Here is a 21,719-nt window from a genome sequence, read left to right on the forward strand (position 1 = left end):
TTTGCATCAACTGCTCCGCCGCTCGTAAACGGTCACAAGCGCGTCTCCTTAAGCCGTTGCTGCGCGCTAAGCTGTTGCTGCTCGGCAGGTCGCTATGTCAGCAACTCGCTTCGCTCGATACTTGAAGCGAAAGCTTTTTTGCGCGGCACCTCCACCGGCATGGCCCGTGGTTTCCCTAACCAAAGAAAAAAGCCGGGGGCGGCCCGCCGCTGCGGACAAAAAAGGGGAAAGGGCGGGGTGGTAATGCCCCCCGCGCTGTGCTAAAATAGGGGCGGTAAAGAGAACTCCCGTGTTTTGCGGCCGCCCGCTGTGAGAAGATGCGGCCGGCCGCACCAGGATAGGAGAGATATTGATGAACGTCAAAGCGCTCGGCACAAAAAGGATCGTGAAAGACGCCGTTACCCTTTGCGCGGTATTGGCCTCCTCGCTGCTGCAGACCTATACGATACAGACCTTTATGACCCCGGCAAAGCTGATCTCCAGCGGCTTTACCGGCGTTGCGCAGCTGCTGAACATGCTCACCGAGGGCATGCCTTTTCATGTGGACACCCCCCTGGCCATCATTTTGCTGAACGTGCCGGTGGCGCTGCTCTGCGCCCGGGGCATCAGCCCGCGTTTTACCCTGTTCAGCTGCATCCAGTTCGGCTGCACCTCCCTTTTCCTCAAGGTGCTGCAGTTCAGCCCCATTTTGAACGACGTCATCCTGAACGTGGCTTTCGGCGGCTTTCTCTACGGCCTGAGCGTGGTTGTCGCCCTCAAGGGGAACGCCTCCACCGGCGGCACCGACTTTGTGGCGCTGTATTTTTCCAACAAGTTCGGCAAGTCGCTGTGGCAGTATGTGTTCATCTTCAACACCGTGGTGGTGCTGATCTTCGGCGCCTCCCGCGGCTGGATCTACGCGGGCTATTCCATCGTGTTCCAGTTCATCTCCACCAAAACGATCTCCACGTTTCACACCCGGTACGAGCGCCTGACGATGCAGATCACCACCGAGCGCGCAGAGGCGCTGCTGCGGGCATATGTCGCCCACTACCGGCACGGGGTCTCCTGTGTGGACGGGTACGGCGGCTACTCGCGCCGGCCCTTTACGGTGCTGACGACCGTGGTCTCCTCCTATGAGGTCAAAGAGATCATTCATCTGATGAAAGAGGTGGATCCCGGGGTCATCATCAATATCTACCGCACGGAGGATTTTGTGGGCGGCTTCTACCAAAAACCCATCGAATAGCGGGACCGCACGGCGCCCCCGCAGCGCGCAGCGCCGCTGGGGCAGCGCGGGAGAAAAGAAAACGTCAGAGCAGCCGCGCAGCCGCTCTGACGTTTTCTTTTTGGGGTTTGGCAGCCTGCCGGCACAGCCGCTGGTCCCGGCCGCGCAGCGCGGGAGCAGACGCCGCGCACGAAAGGGGACTGCGCGCCGCGCCCCGCGCCGGGGGAGGGCCGTCAGGACGACGCCCGGGCCCGGAACCGCGCGCTCAGAGAGAGCGCGGTCCAGCCGGTGAAGAGCGCGGCGGTGAAAAGGGACATGGCCAGCAGAAAAGCGCCCAGATAGGACCCTGTCCTGTCATAGAAAAGCCCCATGGGGCCAAAGGAGAGCGCCCCCATCAGGCTGTTGCCGATCATCATGACCGACCAGATCTCCGAGTAGTGACGGGGCCCCAGAACACTGCGGGCGATCAGCGGCGCCTGTACCGTGTACATGCTGCCGCCCAGCCCCAGTATCGTGCAGGCCGGCAGCAGAAAAGAGACGTTGCCGATGGAAAGGATCATGCCGGAAAAGCCGATCAGGTTGAAAACAGCGCCCCATATCAGCCCCGCTTTCGCGCCGAAACGGTCGTTGAGGACCCCCAGCACAAATCCGCAGCCGATCATGCCCAAACTCACGCAGGCGGTGGCAAGAGAGCCAAAGCGGATGCTCTGCCCCAGCTCCATGGTGGTGAAGGTGGCGGCATAGCCGGCCACGCTGGACGCTGCGCTGTAGCACAGGCAGGTCAGCCAGGCAAGATAGAACATGGGGCTGTGCAGGGCTTCGCGCCGTGTAAGGCCCCATTCCGCCCCGGAGGGCGCAGAAGAGACAGGGGTGGGCGTGTCCGGCTCGTCGGCGCCATAGGGGGAGATCCCCTTTTCTTCCGGGGTTTTGAGCAGGAAAAAGATGGCGGGCACGGTGATGACGGCGCCGCCGAGGGCCAGGATCAGATAGGCGCTTCGCCAGCCCAGGCTCGAGATCAGCTGGGCGGAGAGCAGGTTGCAGAGAATGCCGGAGGCGCTGCCGCAGGACATGACCAGCCCCAGGGCAAAACCCGCTCTTTTTTTGAACCACATGTTGATGATGATGGGCAGCGCGATATAAAGCGCAAAGGCGGAACCGACCCCGGTGAGCAGACCGGAGAGGTAAAACCAGCGGATGGAGCGGTAGGTCCCCATCAGGGCCATGCCGGCAAACTGCAGCGAGAGGGCGCAGGCGACCACCTTGCCGATCGGCCGGGTGGTGAGAACGCGGCTGGCGGTGGTATAAAGCAGCGCCATGGACGCCGCCTGGATGCTGATGAACATGGTAAAGGAGCTGACAGAGCAGCCCAGCTCTTCCACCACGGGGGTGACAAAATTGCCGCAGGCGCTGGTGATGACGCCCATCCCCGCAAAAGCCATCAGCATACAGCAGCCCAGGACGACCCAGGCATAGTGAAACGGGGCGGTCTTTTTCATGCAGAAAAGTCTCCTTTTGACGAGATTGGCGCGAGAGGAAAACGGCGGGGCGGGACAAAAGCGGTCCTCCGCCGGCGGCTACCGGGCCCGGACGGCGCGCTTTTCAGGGACGGCCGGGGGAGAAAAAGCCCTGGGGCGGGCTGTCCCGCAGGGAGGGCTCCCCCGGCGAGACCGCCGTCACATAGCCCCTTGCCGGAACGATAAAAAGGCGGGAGCATTGGACGGGAACGTTTTCCGCCCGCGTGCAGATAAGGCTTTCAAGGCAGATCACCATGGCGTCCGGCGGGATCTCCAGCTGAAGAGCGTGTTTGCGGGACATCGCCCGGTAGCGGACGCATTGTTCCACCAGAAAGTCTTCCAGCACCCGTCGGATCGCAGCGGCGTCCAGCGTCAGATCCAGCGGCTTTTTGCAGGAGGTGTCCGGCAGCCAGGACATCTCGCAGGCAATGGGGTGCCTGCCGCGGCGGATGACGCGGCGAAAATACTTTACCGGGTCGGACGGCTGCAGCCCCAAAAGGTCGGAAACGGCGTTGGCCGGGCAGCGGTAGCGGGACATCCAGTCAAAGCTGTAGTCGTTCGGGTGGCAGACGGCCGCCGCCGAGGGGCCGCACAAAAGCGCCTGCGCCTCCGGCGGCAGCCCGGCGGGTGGGCCCGCCCCGTCGCCGGGGTAGGCTGCAAGACAATAGAGATATTCTGGTTCCCTGCAGGGCATCGATGGCGTCATCCCCTTTCTGTTCTGCCGGCCTCAAGCGTGTAAACAATGGAGCCGGGATTGCTGTAATTGCAGTAATACTCGATCACCCTCTGATTTTTTTGCGACCGGACGATCCCGCTGGAGACCGCCGCCGCCCCCCGCGCACCCAGCAGAGCGGCGTCTTCCGGGGGGAGGGCAGAGATGCAGATGACCGACCGGCTGACAAAGGGGTCCGTTTTCAGCTCCTGAAACTTTTTTCGGATCGACTCACGGTTGAAATCGGTGTGGAGAAAATCGGGGAACAGGTCCAGGGGCGTATAAGAGTATTCAAGACACATGGAAGTGCCCTCCCTCTGGCGGAGCCGTTTGAGCTCCAGCACCGGCGCGCCGGCAGGCAGGTCCATCACCTGCCGCAGATAGCCGCAGGGCGATATCCTGCGCTGGAGCAGGGTCCGGGTGGAGAGGATCACAAAGTTGGGGTACTGATGTCTGCGCAGGTTGGAGGCGGCGGAGGTGGTGAGCACTTCAAAGGGCCAGGCGCCCACGTACTGCCCGGAGCGGGACCGCGTGTAAAGCGTGCCCTCCCTGACCAGAATGGAGACGGCGTCATGGATGCACTGGCGGGACACGCCGAACAGCGCGCACATCTCCCGCTGAGAGGGCAGCCTGCTCCCGGGCTTCAGGCCCTGCTCGCGGATGTAGCCGCGTATTTTTTCGCAGGTGAGCGCCCGCTTGTTTGCGCGATAGGCGTTTTTCATCGGTTTTCCCCGAGCAGGGGAAGGACCTGGGCCGCGCTGTGGGGATAGCCGTCCCGGCAATATTCGGGATGCTCCCGCACGTATTGGTCGTACACCTGGGCGGCAGTCCTGAACGCGGTCTCCCGCAGGCCGGCGTCAAATTTTTTGATGATGCCCGCACAGGACACGTTGATGCCGCCGGTGACGTTGGCGATGATCGCAGTCATCACCGGGTTGCGCGTCTTGCGCCAGGCGTACATCGCGGCGGCGGTGGAAGAATTGCCGCAGCCCGTGGCGTCCACGTGGGGGGCGCCCTCCAGATCGATGCTGGGGACGAACCAGCTTTTGCCCCGGTGCAGCAGATAGCTGCCGGCGCTGCCCGCGCGGTAGAAGAACATGGGGATCTTCCAGTCGTGGATGCGGCGGAAGATCTCCTCACGGTCCTCCACGCCGAAAAAGTCTTTCGCCTCGTTGTGGTTCAGGCTGGCCATTTCCGGCCGCAGCAGCTCCAGGACCTGAAGCAGATGTCCCCGGTCGTAACGGCCGCCCTTGGCGATGCCGATCTCCCACATCAACTCAAAGTCGTTCCTGTTCCGGATCTCCCGAAGCTGTTTCCAGAAGTGCAGATAAAGCGGTTCTACGAAGAGATAAAAAGCCTGCGCATTTTTGGTGTGGGCGTCGATCTGTGCCGGGCGCACATTGGTCCAGCCGTATTCGGCGGCGCGGTCGATCATCTCCTGCGTCGACCTGGCCGATTGGGCGTAAGAGCCGTCCTCCTCATAGATCAGGTCGGAGGAATGGGTGTGGTCGTAGACGGTCTCCAGGGCGCTTTGGTCCACCTGGTTTGCCTGAAGCCAGTCCCCATAGTAATCATAAAAATCTTCGGCAACGTTGAGGATCATTTTTACGCTGTCGTCCCAGATGCGGATGCCGGTATAGGCAAAGACGCCGGGGCCGCCCAGATTTGTGCCAAGACAGGTGCCGTCGGGTTTGACCACCCGGTCGATCGAAGCCTGTCCGGCGGTGACATAGTTCATGTGGGCCTCCTTTGAGATCATGCTGGAATGTGAGAGGATGCGGGCGCGTGCTGGAACGAAGGACCGCCGAAAAATCCACTGAGACGGGAGGCCTGCCCAAAACCCCGGACGCAGTCTGTCCGCGCCGGGTGTTTTGACGCCGAAAGCCTCCGTCTCAGCAGGATTTTTCAGGTGTTTCCAGTTTTAAATCGCGCTAGAACAGGTCGGTGTGATATCTGTTTTCGATGAGCCGGACCATTTCAGCGGCTGCGCCGCAGAGGTCCAGATCGGGGTTGGCCTGGCGGAACAGGGCGCGCCAGGACTCGGGCAGGGCGCTGTAGCCGTTGCGCGCCCCGGCCAGCATCCCCGCGATGCAGGCGATGGTGTCGGTGTCGCCGCCAATGTTTGCCCCGCCCAGGATAGAACCGGCGCTGTCGCCGTCCGCGGCCACAAAAAGGCCGATGGCAAGCGCGCAGGTCTGGGCTATGGCGGAGGAGTCGGTGCCCAGCTCGTCGTTGAGCAGGACTTCGGCCTCCTCGGGGCTGTCGGCCAGGTACGCCAGTTCCACGGCGCGCAGGATCTTGGGCAGCACCCGCGCCCCGGCGGCGATGCGCGCTTTTTCCAGCCCGATCGCCTCCCCGCGCTTGGCGCCGTAAACGCAGGCTTTCACGACAGTGTGGACGTCGCATCGGCCCGTCATCGCCTGTGCGATCCCGCAGGCGATGGCACAGGCGGCGGAAAAGGCGATCTGGGTGGCGTGGGAGCACTCGGTCATGGCCACGGCCGTTTTGATCGCGCCTTCCAGATCCCCGGGATTGCAGAGCCCGGCGCCCGCGATGCGCATGATCGCGCCGTTGGAGGTGCCCAGCTCGTACCGCCCGCCGCTGCGGCCTACAGCGCAGGGGTCTTCGCCCGCTTTGAGGCGCTCGATGACGTTGCGGGTCGTGGGCCCCGCATTGCGCGGAAAATAGCGGGGATAGTTTTCCGACCAGCGCACCAGCGCTTCTCCCGCGGCCTGCGGCGTCAGTTCGCCCCCGCACCGGATCACGGCTTTGACCATCTCATACATCTGCGAGGTGTCGTCGGTGATCTCCGCCGTGCGGTTTCCCCAGGCCACCAGATTGGTGGACCCGTCGACAAAGCCGGTGATCCGGCCGTATTTTTCAAGAATCTCCTGTCTGCTCATCGCCTCGGTGGGGGCACCGATCCCGTCGCCCATCCCGGCGGTCACCAGGCAGCCCAGCACACGGTCATAAAGTGAATACATCCCGTCCTCCTTCCACAAGTTCGGCAAAAGCGGTCAGCCCGGCCCAGAGCGGCTCCCAGTCGAAGGGAGCGGCGGCCCGGACCTTTTCAAAGTGCTCTTCCAGCGCCTCGTCCACAGGGGAGGATGCGGCGCAGGCCGCGGCGGCGATGACAGCGGTACAGCAGGCGCAGTTGCCGGCGTTGGCGGCAAGCCGTACCGCCTCCCCGGCGCGGCCGCCGGCGGCGATCACAAGCCCCACCGCGCTGGGCACCGCCTCGCTGGCGTAGGCGCCAAAACCGACCACATCGTTCAGCTCCTGCAGCAGCTTTTCCGGGTCGCGCCGGTACCGCAGGGCCAGGTTGACCGCAAGTTCGATGCGCTGCGGCAGTTTGGCGCCCACCGGGGGCATACCGGCTGCGGAAAGCCCCAACTCGTACCCGTCGCGGGCGGCTTTCAGGGCCAGCTCGTAGAGGCGCCCGCAGTCAAACCCCGGCAGAAAAGAGGCGGCGGTCAGGGCTGCGCTGACCGCGGCGCCCGAGATGGCGATGGCGTTGGGATGAGTGGGCATTGAAAGCGTCACCGCATCCCGGATGGCGGCCTCGGGGTCGCCGGGGTTCAGCAGGCCGGCCACCCAGGCGCGGGCGGCGGCGCTGCAGTTGATCCTGCGCCCGTCGCAGGGGACAAGGTCAAAGCGGGTGGAAACGTAGGAGCCGTCCAGTCGTTCCAGACCCTCGCGGGTCACAGGGTCCAGAAAATCATCAAAGTAGGGGCGAAACGCTGCGTCTGTTTTCAGCCGCAGCAGCGCGCGCCCCGCCCGCGCAGCCGTGATATGACCGCCGTCGCTGAGAAAGCCGCGCAAAAGCAGATAGCCCGCGGCAAAAACGTCGCTCACCGCCCCCGGCGGAAACGCGGACCCCACGGCACCGGGCGGCGCTTTGCACAGGCGGCGGACCAGATCGCCGTCCCCAAGGTCCCGGCGGATCTGCTCGGGCCCCATGCCCAGCATGGGCAGTGCAAAGGCATCCGCGGCGGCGACCGCGCGCACGGTGCGTTTCATGCGGGCGGACAAGTCCAAAGCGTTCAACAGATCCCCTCCTTTACGACGGCGCAGATCCCTGCGGCCATAGCTTTCAGGTCAAAGCCGTTTTGGCTGTCGATCAGGTCTGAAAAGTGCGGGGGCAGTTCCGCGTCGCCGTTCCACGCCCCCAGCACATAGCCCAGCATACAGGCGGTGGAGTCAGCGTCGCTGCCCATATTGACCGCCATGACCAGAGAGTCCATCAGGCGGCCCTTGCAGGCGGCGAGGATGCCGAAAGCGGCGGGGATCGCCTCGTAGGCATAAAGCCCGGCGCCCACGGTATCGCCGATCTGGAAAAGCGCCTGCTCAAAGTCTCCCTGATAGCGCAGGCCCAGCTCCACCGCCAGTTCCAGACGGCGGGCAACGCTGCTGCCGGCGATCTCTGATGTGCGGCCCGCGCTCTGCTCCAGCCCCTGAGAGATCCCGCAAAGCCCGGCGGAGATCAGGTCCAGATATCCCGTGTTGGGACAAAAGGCGCGGGCGGCCGCGGCCGCGATGGCGCAGGCCGCGGAGAGAGAGATCGGGTTGCTGTGGGTGGGCAGACACATCGTGATCGCGTCCTCGACCGCCTTTTCCGGGTCTCCCGGGTGGAACAGCCCCATCATGCCGGCTTTCATGCCGCCGCCGTTGGTGGCGAGCGTGGGGGAGAGCCGGGCCGGGTCGCCGTCGTCCGCTTCCCCCAACAGCTTCAAGATCCCTCTTTTGGTGCTCGGCCCGCAGTAGCAGGTGTATTCCGGGTGCTGCCACCAGCGCCTGAGGCCCTCCACAGCCAGGGCGGTCGTGATGCGGCTGCGGTGTTCCAGCAGTACCTGGGCGGTGTAATAGGCCACCGAAAAGTCGTCGCTGACCATACCCGCATGGGCGTTGATGGTCAGGCCGTCGCCGGTGGGCTCCAGCAGATCGCGGATATAGCCGCCGTACCGGCTGCGGAGAAATTCCGGGGCAAAGCCCTCGGAAACAGTGCCCATCGCGTCCCCGGCAGCGGCCGCCAGCAGCGCCCCATGGAGCCGGGCATACAGTTCATTGTGCATGATCCCCTCCCAAAAGCGTCATATAAGGGCCGAGACCGCGCGGGCTGTGCCCGCAAGGTCCATTCCGTTTACGTCGGACAGATATTCCAGGTGCCGCGGCGGCAGCCCGGCGCAGCCGCGGAGAGCGCCCGCCATCGCGCCCGCCATCGTGGCCACGGCGCTGCTGGCGTTGCCGGCGTTGACGGAGCGATAGATCGTCTCCATGACGTCGCCGCCGGCGGAGACCAGAAAACCAAAAGCGGCGGGGACAGCCTCGTTGGCGGGAGAACCCGTCCCGACCAGGTCGGTCATCTCGTTGACGCAGCGCTCAAGATCATTTGCGCAGCTCAGGCCGATCCGCACGGCGAGCCGGATGCGCTTTTCCACGCTGGCGCCGGCCGCGTCGCCGGCCACCTCCAGCGCTTTCCGGTAACCGGTCTGCGCGCCGTACAGGCCGGCCTCGACGATGCGGCCGGTGTCGGATCTTTCCATCATGGCGCAGGCCGTGCCGGCCGCGACGGCGCAGGCGCCGGACAGGGCGATGACGTTATCGTGGGTGGGCAGGCCCATCACCAGGGCGTCCCGCACGGCGCGGTCGGGGTCGCCCGGGTGGAGCAGCCCGGCCACCCAGGCCCTTGCGGCGGCGCCGCTGTTGAGGGTCTTTTGGAACCCGGTGAACTTGTCCTGGTCCTCCGCGGGGGCGGAGCCCTCCAGCTTTTGGATGCAGTACCGGGTGGTGGGGTCCGCACAGCAGTCAAAATAAAATTTATAACGCCCGTTTTTCCATTCAAGCAGGCTTTCGGTCACCGCCTGATCGGAGATGCCGCCGTGCCTGACAAAAGCCTCCACAGCGGCGAAAGCAGAGCTGAAAGAGCCCGAGACCATCCCTTTTTTCAGCTCCGGGGCAAGCGCCCCCTCCGGGGGCGCCGTATAGTCCCGGACGAACTCGCCCCCTCCGCAGAGCCGCTTGATCAGGTAGACCGGCAGGGAATCAAGGGGGGCGCCCATCGCGTCTCCGATCGCCGCCGCGAGCAGGGCCCCGAGTACTTTGTCCTGTTTCATTTTGTGATCCGTCCTTTCCTGGGTGAGCCGGACAGCGACGTCCCGCTTAGGTTTCCGGCGTGTTTCCCGCGATGGCGTCGATCTGAAGCGCCATATCCCTCAGATCGAAGTGGTTGACCTCGTCGATCAGGGCCAGATATCTGGGGGAGAGGTCCCTTGACGAGCAGTACGCGCCGGTGATAAAACCCGTCATGCAGGCCACGGTGTCCGTGTCGTCGCCCGCGTTGATGGCCATGTAGAGAGAATCCATCACCTGTCCCCGCGCGGCGGCGATGTAGCCGAAAGCGGCGGGGATCGATTCATGTGCGAACAGGCCGCATCCGATCACGTCGGCGATCTCCTCCATGGCGGCGGCGAGATCGTCCTGATGTGCCAGCCCGATCTCGGCGGCAAGGGCGATCCGCTTGGAAATACTGCTGGCCGCCACGGGGCGGAAATGCTCCAGCGAGCGGGCGTACCCCTCCTGTGCGCCGTAGATGCCGGCCTCGATCAGGTCCAGGTAAGATACGCCCGGGCAAAAGGCCTTTGCAGTGGCCGCCGCAATGGCACAGGCCGCGGACAGCGCGATGGTGTTGTCGTGGGTGAGCCCGCACAGGGTGATCGTATCGTCGATCGCAGCGTCCAGGTCGCCGGGGTTGAACAGGCCCATCATCCCGGATTTCATCCCGCCGCCGTTGGTGACCCTGCTGTTGTCGCACAGAAGAAGATCGCCCCGGGAGGGGGGAGACGGGCGCCCCCTCAGGCGGTTGATGGTGGTGATGGTGGTGGGCCCGGCGCACTGCGCGTAAAGCGGCTGCTCGTTCCAGCGCAGCAGCCCCTCGATCGCCAGTTCCCGGTCGACCTTTTGCCGGTGCTCGATCAGCGGGAGCGCCGAATAATACGCCACGGAAAAATCGTCCGTCACCAGCCCGATCTGGTGCCCTTTGGCCTTTAACGCCTCGTGGGGCTCGATAAAAGTATCCACCCAGCCATAGTCCTTTTTCAGTTTTCGCCGGGAAGCGTGTTCCGTGACAGCGCCCATGGAGTCGCCGATCGCCGCCGCGAGCAGCCCTCCCAAGATCTTTTCCTGCCTGTCAGTCATTCTGATCCTCCTTATCTGGCTATACTTCGATGTCGGCGGTCCCCTTGAAATTCTTGAGGCCATTAAAGAAGAGCACCAGAATGACCGCAACATAGGGGATCATGGAGATAATTTGCGTGGGGATGCTGAGGGTGCCCAGGACCAGGACCAGGGCCTGGGAATAGGCGAACAGCAGCGCTACCAGCAGGATCTTCAGCGGGTTCCCCTTGCCGATGGCGATGGAGCACATGCACAGAAATCCCCGCCCGGCTGTCATATTTTCAGAGAACATCGAGATGCCTGAAAGGGTCAGAAAGGTGCCCGAGACGGCAGTGAACGTCCCCATCAGCAGCAGGGAGATCCAGCGGTATTTTTCCACGTCGATGCCGGCGGTGTAGGCCGCCTGGGCGTTTTGCCCAATGCCGCGGATGCGCAGGCCGAACGGCGTTTTGTACATCACGACAAAAGCGGCGACCACCATCACGAAAGACAGGTACACCAGGATGATGTTGTTGTTGAAGATGGAATCCAGCAGCGGTATCTTTTCCAGCAGCTTGAAATGGATGGGGCTGAAGCTGACGATCCGCTCGTTGTAGACAGAGCCGCGCACGTTGAAGATGATCACCATCAAAAGGGTCGTCACGGCCCAGGCGCTGGAGTTGAGGGCGATGCCCACGATCAGCGTGTTGGCCTTAAAGACAAACGCCATCAGGCCGAAGACGACCGAAATGAGCAGGCCGATCCCGATGCCGCAGAGCAGGCCGACCCAGGGGCTGCCGGTCAGATAGCTGCCCAGGATGGAAAAAAAGCAGGAATAGAGCATGACCGCCTCATAGGCGATGTTCACACAGCCGGAGGTGTGGTTGAAACAGCCGCCCATGGCCCCGAAAAGGATCGGGCAGGCCAGGCGGAAGGTGGCGGCAAAGGTGGAAGCCGTAAGGGCAAGCTCCAAAATCGATTTAAGCAACGCTCTCCATCTCCTTTCTGTACTGCTTTTTTGCCCTGCGCTCTTTTGCGCGCAGGTAGATGCCCTCGTAATCGACAGAGACAAAAAGAACAAAGAGGTACTGGACGATCTGGACGGTCAGGCGGTTGACGGAGATCACCCGCTCCATCTGCATGGCCCCCGCTTTCAGGGCGGCCCAGATAAAGGAGACAAAGATGAGCGCGATGGGGTTCAGCTCGGCGATGCGGGCGATGCTGATGCCGTCCCAGCCCATGGTGTCCGCAAAGCCGGTGTTGAATTTTTTGTAAGTGCCGATGACCTCGATGCCGCCGCACATGCCGGAGATAAAGCCGGACAGCAGGAAGATGATCAGAAACTGCTTGACCACCTTTACACCGCCGACCTTGGCGAATTTCAGGTTCTCGCCCACCTGCTTGAGCTCGTACCCCTGGATCGTGTACTTGTACAGAAATGCAATGGCGATCGCAACGATCAGGGCGATGGGGACGGCGAGGGTGGCCGAAGTGCCGTGGATCAGATCGGGCAGCACCGCGGAGGAGAGCACGGTGGGGGTGGCCTCCATGTTCACATATCCCCAGGAGTCCAGCCCGCCGGCCAGCACCTGCTGGGTGAGATATTGGGTCAGAAAGTTGGCCACATAGTTCAGCATCAGCGAGGTGATGAATTCGTTGATGTTGAAAAACAGGCGCAGGATGGCCGGCACCACGGACCACAGCAGGCCCGCGACGCCCGCGACCACGATGATCAGGGTGATGTGGGCCAGCGGCGGCAGCTCGTAAAAGGCGCCGATCAGGCCGGCGAGAAAGCCGCCGATCGTGACCTGCCCGGCGATGCCCAGGTTGCTGACGCCGGCCTTGAACGCGACGATGGCCGCAGCGCCCGTCATGATGCAGGGGGCCGTCCAGCGCAGCGTGTTGCCGATGGCCATTTTATTGCCGAACGCGCCCTGGAAGATGGCCTCCAGCGCGGCGATGGGGCTTTGCCCCTGCAGCAGGATCAGCACGCTGCCGCACAGCAGGAACAAAACGATCGAGATCCCATATTTCAGCGCGTTGATGATCAGTCTGTCGTTTTGGGCAAGGTCTTTGCCCAGCTTTTTGACCCGGAAAGAGAAAAGCTTATTTTTCATCCGATTTTCCCCCCATCATGATAAGGCCGATCTCCTCTTCGGTGAGCTCGCCGTGGGCGCCGCCGTCGTACAGCTGGCCCTCGTACACGACCTTGATCGTGTCCGCCAGCTGCATGACCTCGTTGAGCTCATGGCTGATCAGGAGGACGGAGACCCCGCCGGCGGCCAGGTCGATGATCTTTTTCCAGATGAATTCGATCGCGCCCACGTCGATGCCGCGGGTGGGGTCCTCGATGATCAGCAGCTTGTTGTCCTGCAAAAATTCGCGGCCCACCACCACTTTTTGAATGTTGCCGCCGGACAGGCTGCGGATCTTGTCGGAAGTTTTCTGGCATTTGACCGCGAAGTTGTCCACGATGCGGCCGGTGAACTCTTCGATCTGCCTGAAGTTCAGCAGAAAGCGGCTTTTGAAGCCATGGGCCACATGATAGCCCATGATGGCGGTCTCCCAGATGCTGGACTGCCCGTTTGCCCCGGCCCCGAGGCGGTCCTGGGGAACATAGCCGATCCCCATGCAGCGGCGCTGCCTTGGGGTGGCGCGGGTGATGTCCGTGTCCTCAAAATAGACCGCGCTGCCGGTCTCGGGGGCGCGCAGGCCGAAAAGCGCCTCCACCAGCTGTTGCTGGCCCGAGCCCGCCACACCGGCGAGGCCCACGATCTCGCCGCGCCGCACGTCCAGATCGACGCCTTTGACCCGCAGTACGCCGTCTTTGTCCTTGACCTGCAGGTTTTTGACCGAGAGCACAGGCTCGCCAAAGTCCACCTCCACCTTGTTTGCCTGCAGGATGACGTCGCGCCCCACCATCATCGAGGCGAGCTGGTTCTCCGTCACCTCGCCGGGGAGCACCTCGCCGGAGATCTTGCCGTCTTTCATCACGGTGATGCGGTCGGCGATCTCAAACACCTCTTTGAGCTTGTGGGAGATAAAGATGATCGTCTTGCCGGAGGAGACAAGGTTGCGCATTGCGCGGAACAGGCCCTGGATGCCCTGGGGGGTGAGCACGGAGGTGGGCTCGTCCATGATGATGATATCGGCGCCGCGGTAGAGCGCCTTGACGATCTCGACCTGCTGCAGAATGGCCACGGGCAGGTCTTTCACCAGCGTTTTCATCGGCAGGTCAAAAGAATAGTCCCGGCAGATCTGTTCGATCTTCTTTTTGCAGGCCTTTTTGTCGATAAAGACGCCGAGCTTTTTTTCTTCAAAGCCCAGGATCAGGTTGTCGTAAACGGAAAGTTCCGGGTAGAGCATAAATTCCTGATAGATCATGCCGATGCCGTGGCGGGCGGCGTCCAGCGAGTTTTTAAACACCACTTTTTTCCCGTTGAGGATGATATCCCCGCTGTCCGCCTTGTAGATGTCGGTGAGGATATTCATCAGCGTGCTTTTGCCCGCCCCGTTTTCGCCCACGATGGCGTGGACCGTGCCCCGCTCGATGTTCAGGCTGATGTTGTCGTTGGCAACGAGCGGCCCAAAGGTCTTTCGGATCTCTTTCATCTGAAGGATATAATCAGGTTTATCCATGAGGCCCTCCTGTCTCGGGTGATAAAAATAGCCGCAGGCTGTTTTTTTATGCGCCGCCCATCTCACAGGCGGGCGCAGGGATGTCCGCCGCCGCCGGCTCGCCCCGTGCCGGAAGCTTTTTTGCCGGGCGGCCTTTTGCAGGCCGCGGCCATCCCAACTGACCGCGTTTGCAGCAAGGCGATAAAAATGGGGTGATGCAAGCGCTCACCCCATTTTTTCGCCCTGTTTTAAGAATCAGTAATCGAGCTTATACTCGGCATAGTCGCCGTAGAATACGTCGATCGAACCCGATTTGATCCCCTCCATCAGTTCCTGCACCTTGTCCTGCACATCCTGGGGGAGCGCGGAGAGATCGCGGGTGTCATAAGGGACGGAACCGGCGGCGATGTTAAAGGACATTTTGGGGCCGAAAGAGGATTCCTCGTTGTTCAGCCAGCGGTTGGCCGTGTTGAACACCATCAGGTCGACGGATTTCAGCGTGCTCCAAAAAACGGTATCCCCCTTGTCGCCCTGCCAGGCGTCGCAGCCGATGCAGGGGATGCCCAGCTCGCTGCAGGCGGAGAGAACGCCGTTGCCGGAAATGTAGGCCGCATGCGCGATGATATCCACATTGGGGCTGTTCTCGTGCATGGCGTAGGTGGCCTCCTGGCCCTTGATGGGGTCGTAGAAATCGCCGGTAAAGCCGACGGCGACCTTGCACTCGGGGACCGCGTACTGTGCGCCGGCGATGAAGCCGTTTCTGAAACGCGCCAGGTTGACGGTGTCCATGTGGCCGATCCAGCCCACCTCTTTGGTCTGCGACATCAGCGCCGCCACATAGCCGCCCATGAACGAGGATTCATAGGGGTCTACCGGCACGGCGGTGGCAAAATCGAGATCGTGCTCGATATACGAGTCGACCAGGATAAAATAGACGTCGGGGTACATGGCGTGGAACTCGTCGGCGATGTCGATCAGCACCGAGGCGATGGCGTCGCCCTTGATATAGATCAGTTTGTAACCGGCCGCGGCCATGGCGTAGATGTCTTCCTCATACTCCGCCTTGTCCAGCGCTTCGATGCACTTCACTTCCCAGCCGTTGGCCTCCAGCATCGTGAACCCGCGCCAGATGACCTGGTCAAAGTCCGCCGCCATGCTGGAATCGGAGATGAGGCAGGTCTTTTTCTCCTTGTCGGAGACAGCGGCGGAGGTGCCGGAGGCCCCGGCGCCGGAGCTGCTGCCGGCAGCGCTGCCGGAACTGTCGGAAGAGCCGCAGGCCGCCAGACCCATGCCCAGGGCCAGGACCAGCAAAAGCGAAAACAACTTTTTCATTATTCTCTCCTTTTTTAGTTGGGGGTTGATCGTCCTGCAGGAACGAAGATTTGATAGACCGATCTTTTTCACCTGTAGTATAAATTGGGAAAATGCATAAATCAACAGCAAAAACTCTTTTCTATTTATTGCATAATGAACATATATTCGACTTTGTTCAACATAAAGTTTAACTGGACATATTTTTGCATCAAAAGTGCCCGGCGCATTTTGAAGGCCTTTTCTCCGCCGCCGGGTGCGGCAAAAGGAGCCGCGCGGGGCGCTCCCTTCGCCGGGCGGGGGAAAAAGCGATCTGAAACGACATTTTTTTGGGGTCCCTCTTTTTCCGGCGGGAGAAATCCGCTATAATAAGAACATTCAATTTTTCAGAGGATCAGGAGAGGGGAAGCAGAAATGATGAGGACAAATCTGGAACGCATCCAAAGGGACGTGGAGGCGCTTGCCGCGTTCAATTCCACCCCCGGCGCGGGGCTGACCCGTTTTTCTTTCAGCGAGGAACACAGAAAAGCGCAGGACTACATTGTTGCGGAGATGGAAAAGGCCGGTCTGCAGGTGCGGGTGGACGCCTGCGGCACCGTGATCGGCCGGCTGGAGGGCGAGGACCCCGACGCCGCAGTGATCATGACCGGCAGCCACTATGACTCGGTGCGCAACGGCGGCAATTTCGACGGCCCCGCCGGCGTCATCACCGGGCTGGAAACCGCGCGGGTCTTTCAGGAAAACAAGATCCGGCCGCGGCGGCCGGTGGAGTTTATCGCCATGGTCGAGGAGGAGGGGGCCCGCTTCGGCGGCGGCCTTTTCGCCAGCCGCGCCATGACCGGCCGCCTCACCGCCGAGGAACTGGCGACGTTCACCGACGCGGACGGCGTCACCACCGGCGAGGCGATGCGGGCGTTTGGCCTTGACCCGGCAGCCTACAAGCAGGCGGTCCGCCGCAGGGGGGAGATCAAAAATTTTATCGAACTGCACATCGAACAGGGCCCCGTCCTGGAGGCCGGCGGCATCCAGGTGGGCATTGTGGAGACCATTGTGGGCATCAAGGAGGTGGAGGTGACCATCACCGGCCGCCCGGACCACGCGGGTACTACGCCGATGGAGATGCGGGCCGACGCGTTTCTGGCGGCGTCCAAAACCGCCATTGCAGCCAATGAGGCCGCGGTGCGGGTGGGCGAGGGCACCGTGGCCACGGTGGGCAAGGTGGAGGTCAAGCCGGGCTCTTTCAACATCGTGCCGGGCAAAGTGACCTTTTATATCGATATCCGCAGCAAAAAGCTGGCCTGTGTGGACGCGGTGCTGGATGCCGTCAAAGAGAAGCTGGAAGAACTGACGGCGGAAAATGAGGGCCTCTCTTATGAACTGCGGATGATGCTGGCGACCGATCCGGTGGACACGGACCCCCACGTCTGCGCGGCGCTGGAACAGAGCGCCCGGGAGCTGGGCCTCTCCAGCAAACGGATGCTCTCCGGCGCGGGGCACGACGCGATGGTCATGGCCGACGTCACGGACATCGGCCTGGTCTTTGTGCCCAGCCGGGGCGGACGCAGCCACTGCCCGGAGGAGTGGACCGACTACGACCTGCTGCAGAACGGCATTGAGACGGTCTGCGCCACCGTGGAAAAACTGGCCTGCGATGGCTGACCCGGCCGGGAGCGGCGCGCCGGGGAAGAGGCGGCCATAAAAGCGCCCGCCGCTTTGGCGGGCCGGGCGCGCGCAGCGCGCCGGGCACGGGCGGGACTTTTGCCCGTCCGGCGGGACTGACCATGAAAAAAAACAGCGGCGCAGCCGCTGTTTTTTTTGTGCCCGCCCGCAGAGGAGATGCCTGTCCGCGCCGCCTGATGCAGAGCGGCTGTTTTCGATCTTGCACGCAGGTGCTTTTTCGTTCCATCGGACAGCCAAAACAAAAGCGCCCCGGCGCAGGTCGCGCAGGGACGCTTTTGTTCTTTCCGCCCGGCTGTGCCGCGCGGGAATTCCGCACCGCGGCAGGGAGCTCGTTCAGGAGGCCGACTCCGGCTCCTGCTCTTTTTCTTCGGCGAAATAGGCGATGCCGCAGGCGCCGGGCCCGGCATGGGTGCCGATCACGGTGCCGATGGGCGAGACCGGCGGCTGCGGCAGGTGCAGGGTCTCGGTGATATAGCGATAGAACGGTTCCACCGTGCGCCGGTGGCCGGTATAGCCCAGCAGGCAGGGCTTGAGGATGTCGATGCCCCCCTTTTCGGCGGTGATGAGTTTGAAGATGGTGACATAGGCGCCGGGCAGCCCGCGGGCTTTGCCCGCCACCCCCACTTTTCCGTCCTGGATGGTGATGACCGGCTTGATGCCCAGCAGGGTGCCCGCCACCGCCACCGCGGCGGAAAGGCGGCCGCCTTTCTGCAGATATTTCAGGGTGTCCACCACCGCGTAAAGGCGGATGCGGTGCTTTTCCTCCTCCAGCTGGGCGGCGATCTCAGCCCCCGCGCGCCCCTCGTCCCGCAGCGCCAGCGCGCGCTGCACCAGCAGTTTCAGCCCCAGCGTTGCGGTCAGGCTGTCAACGATAAAAATGTGTTCCTCATAGCCGCAGAGGCTGCGCGCCAGTTCCGCGCTCTGCACCGTGCCCGAAAGCGGGCCCGAGAGCAGCACCGCCACCACCTCGTCGCCCGCTTCTTTGGCCTCTTCAAAAACGGCGAGGAACAGTTCGGGGCTGGGCTGGCTGGTGGTGGGCAGTTTTTCAGCCGCCGCAAGCCGGGTGTAGAATTCCTGCGGGTCCAGGTCCACGCCGTCGCGGTAAACCTCGTCGGGGCCGAAATTGACGTTCAGGGGCACGACGGAGACGCCGAGGGCCTGCGCCTCCTGAGCGGAAAGATCCGCGGTGGAATCGGTGAGAATGCGAACTGCCATAAAATGATCCAATCCTTTCTTTGAAAAAAGCTCGGGCGCCGTCCCCGCCGCAGCGGGGCGCCCGGCGCTGTCACAGGCTGTCAAAAAAGCGGTGCAGGGTGGAGAGCGCCTGTGCAAGGGCGTCCATCCCGGCGGGGGAGAGGTTTTCGGCCACCGCGGCGACCAGCCGCTCATGAAACTGGCGGTGCACGTCGTAGGCCTTGCGCCCCAGAGAGGTGGGGGCGACCAGCACCCGGCGGCGGTCGCTGCGGCTGCGCTCGCGCAGCAGATAGCCTTTTTGCTCCAGCGTTTTTACCGCAATGGTCAGCGTGCCCGCGGACACGCGCAGCCGCGCAGCCAGCGCAGCCATGCTGTTGCTGCTCTTATCCTGCCCGTCGCAGGCTGCTTCTATGACATGCATCTCGCTTACCGACAGGTTTTTGAAAGGGCCTTTGAGCAGTTCCTGTTCTTCCAGCCGCATCACATCGTGAAAGACTTCCACCAAAAAGCGGTTGAGCTGGGCCTCGCTGTGCTTCATGCCGCCGCCTCCTCTCCATGTTATTTTGAACTTCAAAGTAATAGAACACGAGGCAGTATACCACGTCGGGTCAGACCTGTCAAGAAATTTTGAAGTTCAAAGTATTTTGCGGCGCGGTTTGACGCCTGCGGGCGCGGAGGCTATAGCTGCAGGGAGAGGCGCAGCTGCGGGAGCGGCTGGGCGGTTTGACGCCTGCGGGCGCGGAAGCTATAATACGGATAGGAAAACGACAGGGGCTGCGGCGGGAGAAGCGGCAGCTTTTTGCGCGTTTTGCCGGGAAAGGGGCGCGGAAGATGCTCACACAGAAAGAAAAACAGGCGCGGGAAGTGGCTGCGCAGGCTTTGGGCGTCCCGGAGGAACGTTTTTTGCGGGTGAAGCAGATGGGCGGCATCACCAACGAAAATTTCTATCTCGCCACCGCCGAAGAGGAGGTCATGCTGCGTCTGCCGGGCAAATGCACCGAGACGCTGGACCGCTCGCAGGAAGAAAAAAATGCCGCCGCCGCGGCGCGTGCGGGGCTGAATCCCCGCACGCTCTATTTTTCCCGCCAGACGGGGGTGAAGATCACCCGCTACATTCGCGGTGCGGTGACGCTGGACGCGGCGCTGGCGCGCAAGCCGGAGATCATGTGCAAGTCGGCGGCGCTGCTGCGCAAACTGCACGAGACGCTGCCCCCCTTTGAGAACGTCTTTGACCCTTTTGCGCTGTACGACGCCTATCTGGCGCAGGATGCCGCAGCGTTTGCCGAGATCTTCCCCGGGTTTGCAAAGTCGCGGCGGGCCTTTGCCGCCCTGCGCCCCGCGCTGGAGGCCCTGGGGCTGCGCAGCTGCCCCTGCCACAACGACACGCTGGCCGAGAATCTGGTGATGGAGCGGGATGGGGGCCTGTATCTGATCGATTGGGAGTACAGCGGCCAAAACGACCCCATGTGGGACGTGGCGGGACACATGCTGGAATCCGGCTTCAGCGCCGCGCAGCAGGAGCAGTTCCTGCGCCTTTACCTCGGCGCGCCGCCATCCCGGCAGGACAGGCAGAAAGCGCTGCTCTTCCAGATCTGCCAGGACCTGCTCTGGTCGGTGCAGACGATGGCAAAGACCCTGGCGGGAGAAGATCAATATGAATATGCGCTGGGCCGCTACGGGCGGGCCCAGGCGCTGCTGCAGGAATACGGGGACCGCTACGGCGCGCTGTGAGGTTCTCCCGTGCCCGCTTCTGTGGGCGGGGATGGGGGACAGGGGAATAAAAGCCCCGGTCTCCCTTGGACGCGGCGCGCCCGCGCGGCCGGCCCCCTTTTATCGTCTGGCGCAGTAAAACGGAAAGATCCCCTCCGCGGCCTATGGGCGCGCGGAGGGGATCTTTTGCGAGAACGGGTCCGGCGGCGGGCTTTTCTGTGCCGGCGGTTCAAAAGACCTCGGTGAGGATCGAGTTTTGCACCAGCATCCCGCGGGGCGTAAGGGTGAGCCGGTCATCGGAGAGGCGGCACAGCCCGGCTTTGCAGCAGGCGGCAAGCAGCTTTTCCTGACGCCCGTCCAGCTCCACGCCGAACCGGCGGCGCAGCTCGGCCAGCGAAAGGCCGGAGCAGAGCCGGGTCTGCAGCATGATATAGTCTTCCGCGTCCACGCGGCCGTCCGTTTCCACCGGGGCGGCGCGCGCCAAAAACGCCCCAAGATCCGGCGGATAGTGAAATCTTTCCCCGCCCATGGAGGAATAGGCCGCGGGCCCGAGGCCGAGATAATCCCCGCAGTTCCAATAGATCAGATTGTGCCGGCTCTCGCAGCCGGGGCGGGCGAAATTGCTGATCTCATATTGGGCGAAGCCCGCCTCAGCCAGCCGCTCCACCGCATAAAGGTAAAAGTCGGCGGCGGCGTCCGCGTCGGGCAGGCCCTGCGGCGGGTGCAGGCCAAAGCGGGTCTTGGGCTCGATCTTCAACAGGTAGCAGCTGATATGGGTGACCCCGCCCGAGACGAGCAGCTCCAGCGTGGCGTCGAATTCCGCCCGGCTGTAATGGGGCAGGGCCAGCATCACGTCGCCGGAGATGTTTTCAAAACCGGCTTCGCGGGCCAGCTGCAGCGCGCGGCGCGCGGCGGCTGCATCGTGAGGACGGCCCAGGCGGCGCAGCTGTTCGTCCGACGCGCTCTGCACCCCGACCGAGAGGCGGTTCACCCCCGCCCGCCGGTAACCGCGCAGGCTGCCCAGCGTGACCGTGCCGGGGTTGGCCTCCAGCGTGATCTCCGCCCCGGGCGCGGGGGCGGCCTCGCTGATGAGCCGGGCGGCCTGGCCGGGCGTCAGCAGGCTCGGCGTGCCGCCCCCAAAATACAGGGTGTCGGGCCGCAGGCTGGCGCAGTCGCAGTTGCAAAAGCGGCGCATCTCCCGCAGCAGGGCCTCGATATACTCTTCCGGGACAGCGCGGCTGTTCCCTCTGGAATAAAAATCGCAGTAGAAGCACTTTCCCTCACAGTAGGGGATGTGCAGATAAAGCCCGAACGCCATGATAAAGCCTCCTTGCAGCGGGGATAAAGGCGCGCCGCAGCCCTTTCGGGGCGCGGTGCGCGGCGGGGTCCAGCGATGGGGGGCAGACCGGCCGCAGCGGCCCAAAGCGCTGTTTTTATAATGAAATTACGTCAAAAAGCACAAAAAGCGTGGCGGGCCGCTCAGGCGGCTGCCGGTGCCATGTCCCCGGTCTCCGGCGGACCTGACCGAAAAGGGCAAAGCGCCGCCGCCGGTCCTCTGCCCCCCGCGGACAGGGAGGCCGGTCGCGGAAAGGCCTGAAAAAAAGCCCGCTGCCGGCGCGGA

19 protein-coding genes are annotated in these 21,719 nt (G+C 62.9%); 3 read left to right on the forward strand and 16 right to left on the reverse strand.

Translation table 11 applies throughout. The annotated features are described in order from the left end of the window. The first annotated feature begins 352 nt into the window (after nucleotides 1–352). Nucleotides 353–1,228 carry a YitT family protein gene (locus tag H8S23_RS07585; protein WP_186887725.1) on the forward strand — a complete coding sequence of 292 codons (876 nt, stop codon included), beginning with the start codon at nucleotides 353–355 and terminating at the stop codon, nucleotides 1,226–1,228. A gap of 212 nt (nucleotides 1,229–1,440) precedes the next feature. On the opposite strand, the gene H8S23_RS07590 is transcribed toward H8S23_RS07585, so the two are convergent. The 13 genes from H8S23_RS07590 to H8S23_RS07650 form a co-directional block, all read right to left on the reverse strand. Beyond that, complete coding sequence (locus H8S23_RS07590) at nucleotides 1,441–2,703, reverse strand: MFS transporter (RefSeq protein ID WP_186887726.1); 1,263 nt, start codon at nucleotides 2,701–2,703, stop codon at nucleotides 1,441–1,443. Between the two features lie 103 nt (nucleotides 2,704–2,806). Then, nucleotides 2,807–3,415: a UTRA domain-containing protein gene (locus H8S23_RS07595; RefSeq protein WP_186887727.1), complete on the reverse strand. Its 609-nt coding sequence runs from the start codon at nucleotides 3,413–3,415 to the stop codon at nucleotides 2,807–2,809. Nucleotides 3,416–3,423: 8 nt separating this feature from the next. Beyond that, complete coding sequence (locus tag H8S23_RS07600; RefSeq protein WP_186887728.1) at nucleotides 3,424–4,155, reverse strand: GntR family transcriptional regulator; 732 nt, start codon at nucleotides 4,153–4,155, stop codon at nucleotides 3,424–3,426. Continuing rightward, nucleotides 4,152–5,171: a carbohydrate kinase family protein gene (locus H8S23_RS07605; RefSeq protein WP_186887729.1), complete on the reverse strand. Its 1,020-nt coding sequence runs from the start codon at nucleotides 5,169–5,171 to the stop codon at nucleotides 4,152–4,154. Before H8S23_RS07605 ends, H8S23_RS07600 begins: the two co-directional genes overlap by 4 nt. Nucleotides 5,172–5,364: 193 nt before the next feature. Continuing rightward, complete coding sequence (locus H8S23_RS07610; protein WP_186887730.1) at nucleotides 5,365–6,417, reverse strand: ADP-ribosylglycohydrolase family protein; 1,053 nt, start codon at nucleotides 6,415–6,417, stop codon at nucleotides 5,365–5,367. Further along, nucleotides 6,401–7,480 carry an ADP-ribosylglycohydrolase family protein gene (locus tag H8S23_RS07615; protein WP_186887731.1) on the reverse strand — a complete coding sequence of 360 codons (1,080 nt, stop codon included), beginning with the start codon at nucleotides 7,478–7,480 and terminating at the stop codon, nucleotides 6,401–6,403. The genes H8S23_RS07610 and H8S23_RS07615 overlap by 17 nt, the downstream gene beginning before the upstream one ends. Continuing rightward, nucleotides 7,477–8,505 carry an ADP-ribosylglycohydrolase family protein gene (locus H8S23_RS07620; RefSeq protein WP_186887732.1) on the reverse strand — a complete coding sequence of 343 codons (1,029 nt, stop codon included), beginning with the start codon at nucleotides 8,503–8,505 and terminating at the stop codon, nucleotides 7,477–7,479. Before H8S23_RS07620 ends, H8S23_RS07615 begins: the two co-directional genes overlap by 4 nt. Before the next feature lie 18 nt (nucleotides 8,506–8,523). Then, nucleotides 8,524–9,546, reverse strand: coding sequence for an ADP-ribosylglycohydrolase family protein (locus H8S23_RS07625; RefSeq protein WP_186887733.1), 1,023 nt, complete (start codon nucleotides 9,544–9,546; stop codon nucleotides 8,524–8,526). Nucleotides 9,547–9,592: 46 nt separating this feature from the next. Beyond that, the gene (locus H8S23_RS07630; RefSeq protein ID WP_186887734.1) at nucleotides 9,593–10,627 is read right to left on the reverse strand and encodes an ADP-ribosylglycohydrolase family protein; all 1,035 of its coding nucleotides are present in this window, start codon (nucleotides 10,625–10,627) and stop codon (nucleotides 9,593–9,595) included. A 19-nt stretch (nucleotides 10,628–10,646) separates the two neighbouring features. Beyond that, nucleotides 10,647–11,573 (reverse strand): ABC transporter permease, encoded by a 927-nt coding sequence (locus H8S23_RS07635; protein ID WP_186887735.1) that lies wholly within the window; start codon nucleotides 11,571–11,573, stop codon nucleotides 10,647–10,649. After that, nucleotides 11,566–12,702: an ABC transporter permease gene (locus H8S23_RS07640; RefSeq protein ID WP_186887736.1), complete on the reverse strand. Its 1,137-nt coding sequence runs from the start codon at nucleotides 12,700–12,702 to the stop codon at nucleotides 11,566–11,568. The genes H8S23_RS07635 and H8S23_RS07640 overlap by 8 nt, the downstream gene beginning before the upstream one ends. After that, on the reverse strand, nucleotides 12,692–14,224 hold the full coding sequence (locus H8S23_RS07645; RefSeq protein WP_186887737.1) for an ABC transporter ATP-binding protein: 1,533 nt from the start codon (nucleotides 14,222–14,224) through the stop codon (nucleotides 12,692–12,694). Before H8S23_RS07645 ends, H8S23_RS07640 begins: the two co-directional genes overlap by 11 nt. A 234-nt stretch (nucleotides 14,225–14,458) precedes the next feature. Then, nucleotides 14,459–15,535: a BMP family ABC transporter substrate-binding protein gene (locus tag H8S23_RS07650; RefSeq protein WP_186887738.1), complete on the reverse strand. Its 1,077-nt coding sequence runs from the start codon at nucleotides 15,533–15,535 to the stop codon at nucleotides 14,459–14,461. Nucleotides 15,536–15,928: 393 nt separating this feature from the next. Between H8S23_RS07650 and H8S23_RS07655 the strand changes: the two genes are divergently transcribed. After that, on the forward strand, nucleotides 15,929–17,173 hold the full coding sequence (locus H8S23_RS07655) for a Zn-dependent hydrolase (RefSeq protein WP_243165917.1): 1,245 nt from the start codon (nucleotides 15,929–15,931) through the stop codon (nucleotides 17,171–17,173). 354 nt (nucleotides 17,174–17,527) lie between these two features. On the opposite strand, the gene H8S23_RS07660 is transcribed toward H8S23_RS07655, so the two are convergent. Together H8S23_RS07660 and H8S23_RS07665 are read right to left on the reverse strand one after the other, a co-directional pair. Further along, nucleotides 17,528–18,409, reverse strand: coding sequence for a DegV family protein (locus H8S23_RS07660; protein WP_186887739.1), 882 nt, complete (start codon nucleotides 18,407–18,409; stop codon nucleotides 17,528–17,530). Nucleotides 18,410–18,479: 70 nt separating this feature from the next. Next, nucleotides 18,480–18,926, reverse strand: a complete 447-nt coding sequence (locus H8S23_RS07665; protein WP_186887740.1) for a MarR family winged helix-turn-helix transcriptional regulator — start codon at nucleotides 18,924–18,926, stop codon at nucleotides 18,480–18,482. A gap of 293 nt (nucleotides 18,927–19,219) precedes the next feature. Here H8S23_RS07665 and H8S23_RS07670 point away from each other — a divergent pair, with 293 nt between their 5' ends. After that, nucleotides 19,220–20,119, forward strand: coding sequence for a choline/ethanolamine kinase family protein (locus H8S23_RS07670; protein ID WP_186887741.1), 900 nt, complete (start codon nucleotides 19,220–19,222; stop codon nucleotides 20,117–20,119). Between the two features lie 208 nt (nucleotides 20,120–20,327). Here the strand turns inward: H8S23_RS07670 and hemW are convergent, their stop codons facing one another. Further along, on the reverse strand, nucleotides 20,328–21,416 hold the full coding sequence (gene hemW, locus H8S23_RS07675; protein ID WP_186887742.1) for a radical SAM family heme chaperone HemW: 1,089 nt from the start codon (nucleotides 21,414–21,416) through the stop codon (nucleotides 20,328–20,330). Between the last annotated feature and the right edge of the window lie 303 nt (nucleotides 21,417–21,719).

The sequence above is a fragment of the Anaerofilum hominis genome (assembly GCF_014287275.1).
Lineage (GTDB): Bacteria > Bacillota > Clostridia > Oscillospirales > Ruminococcaceae > Pygmaiobacter > Pygmaiobacter hominis.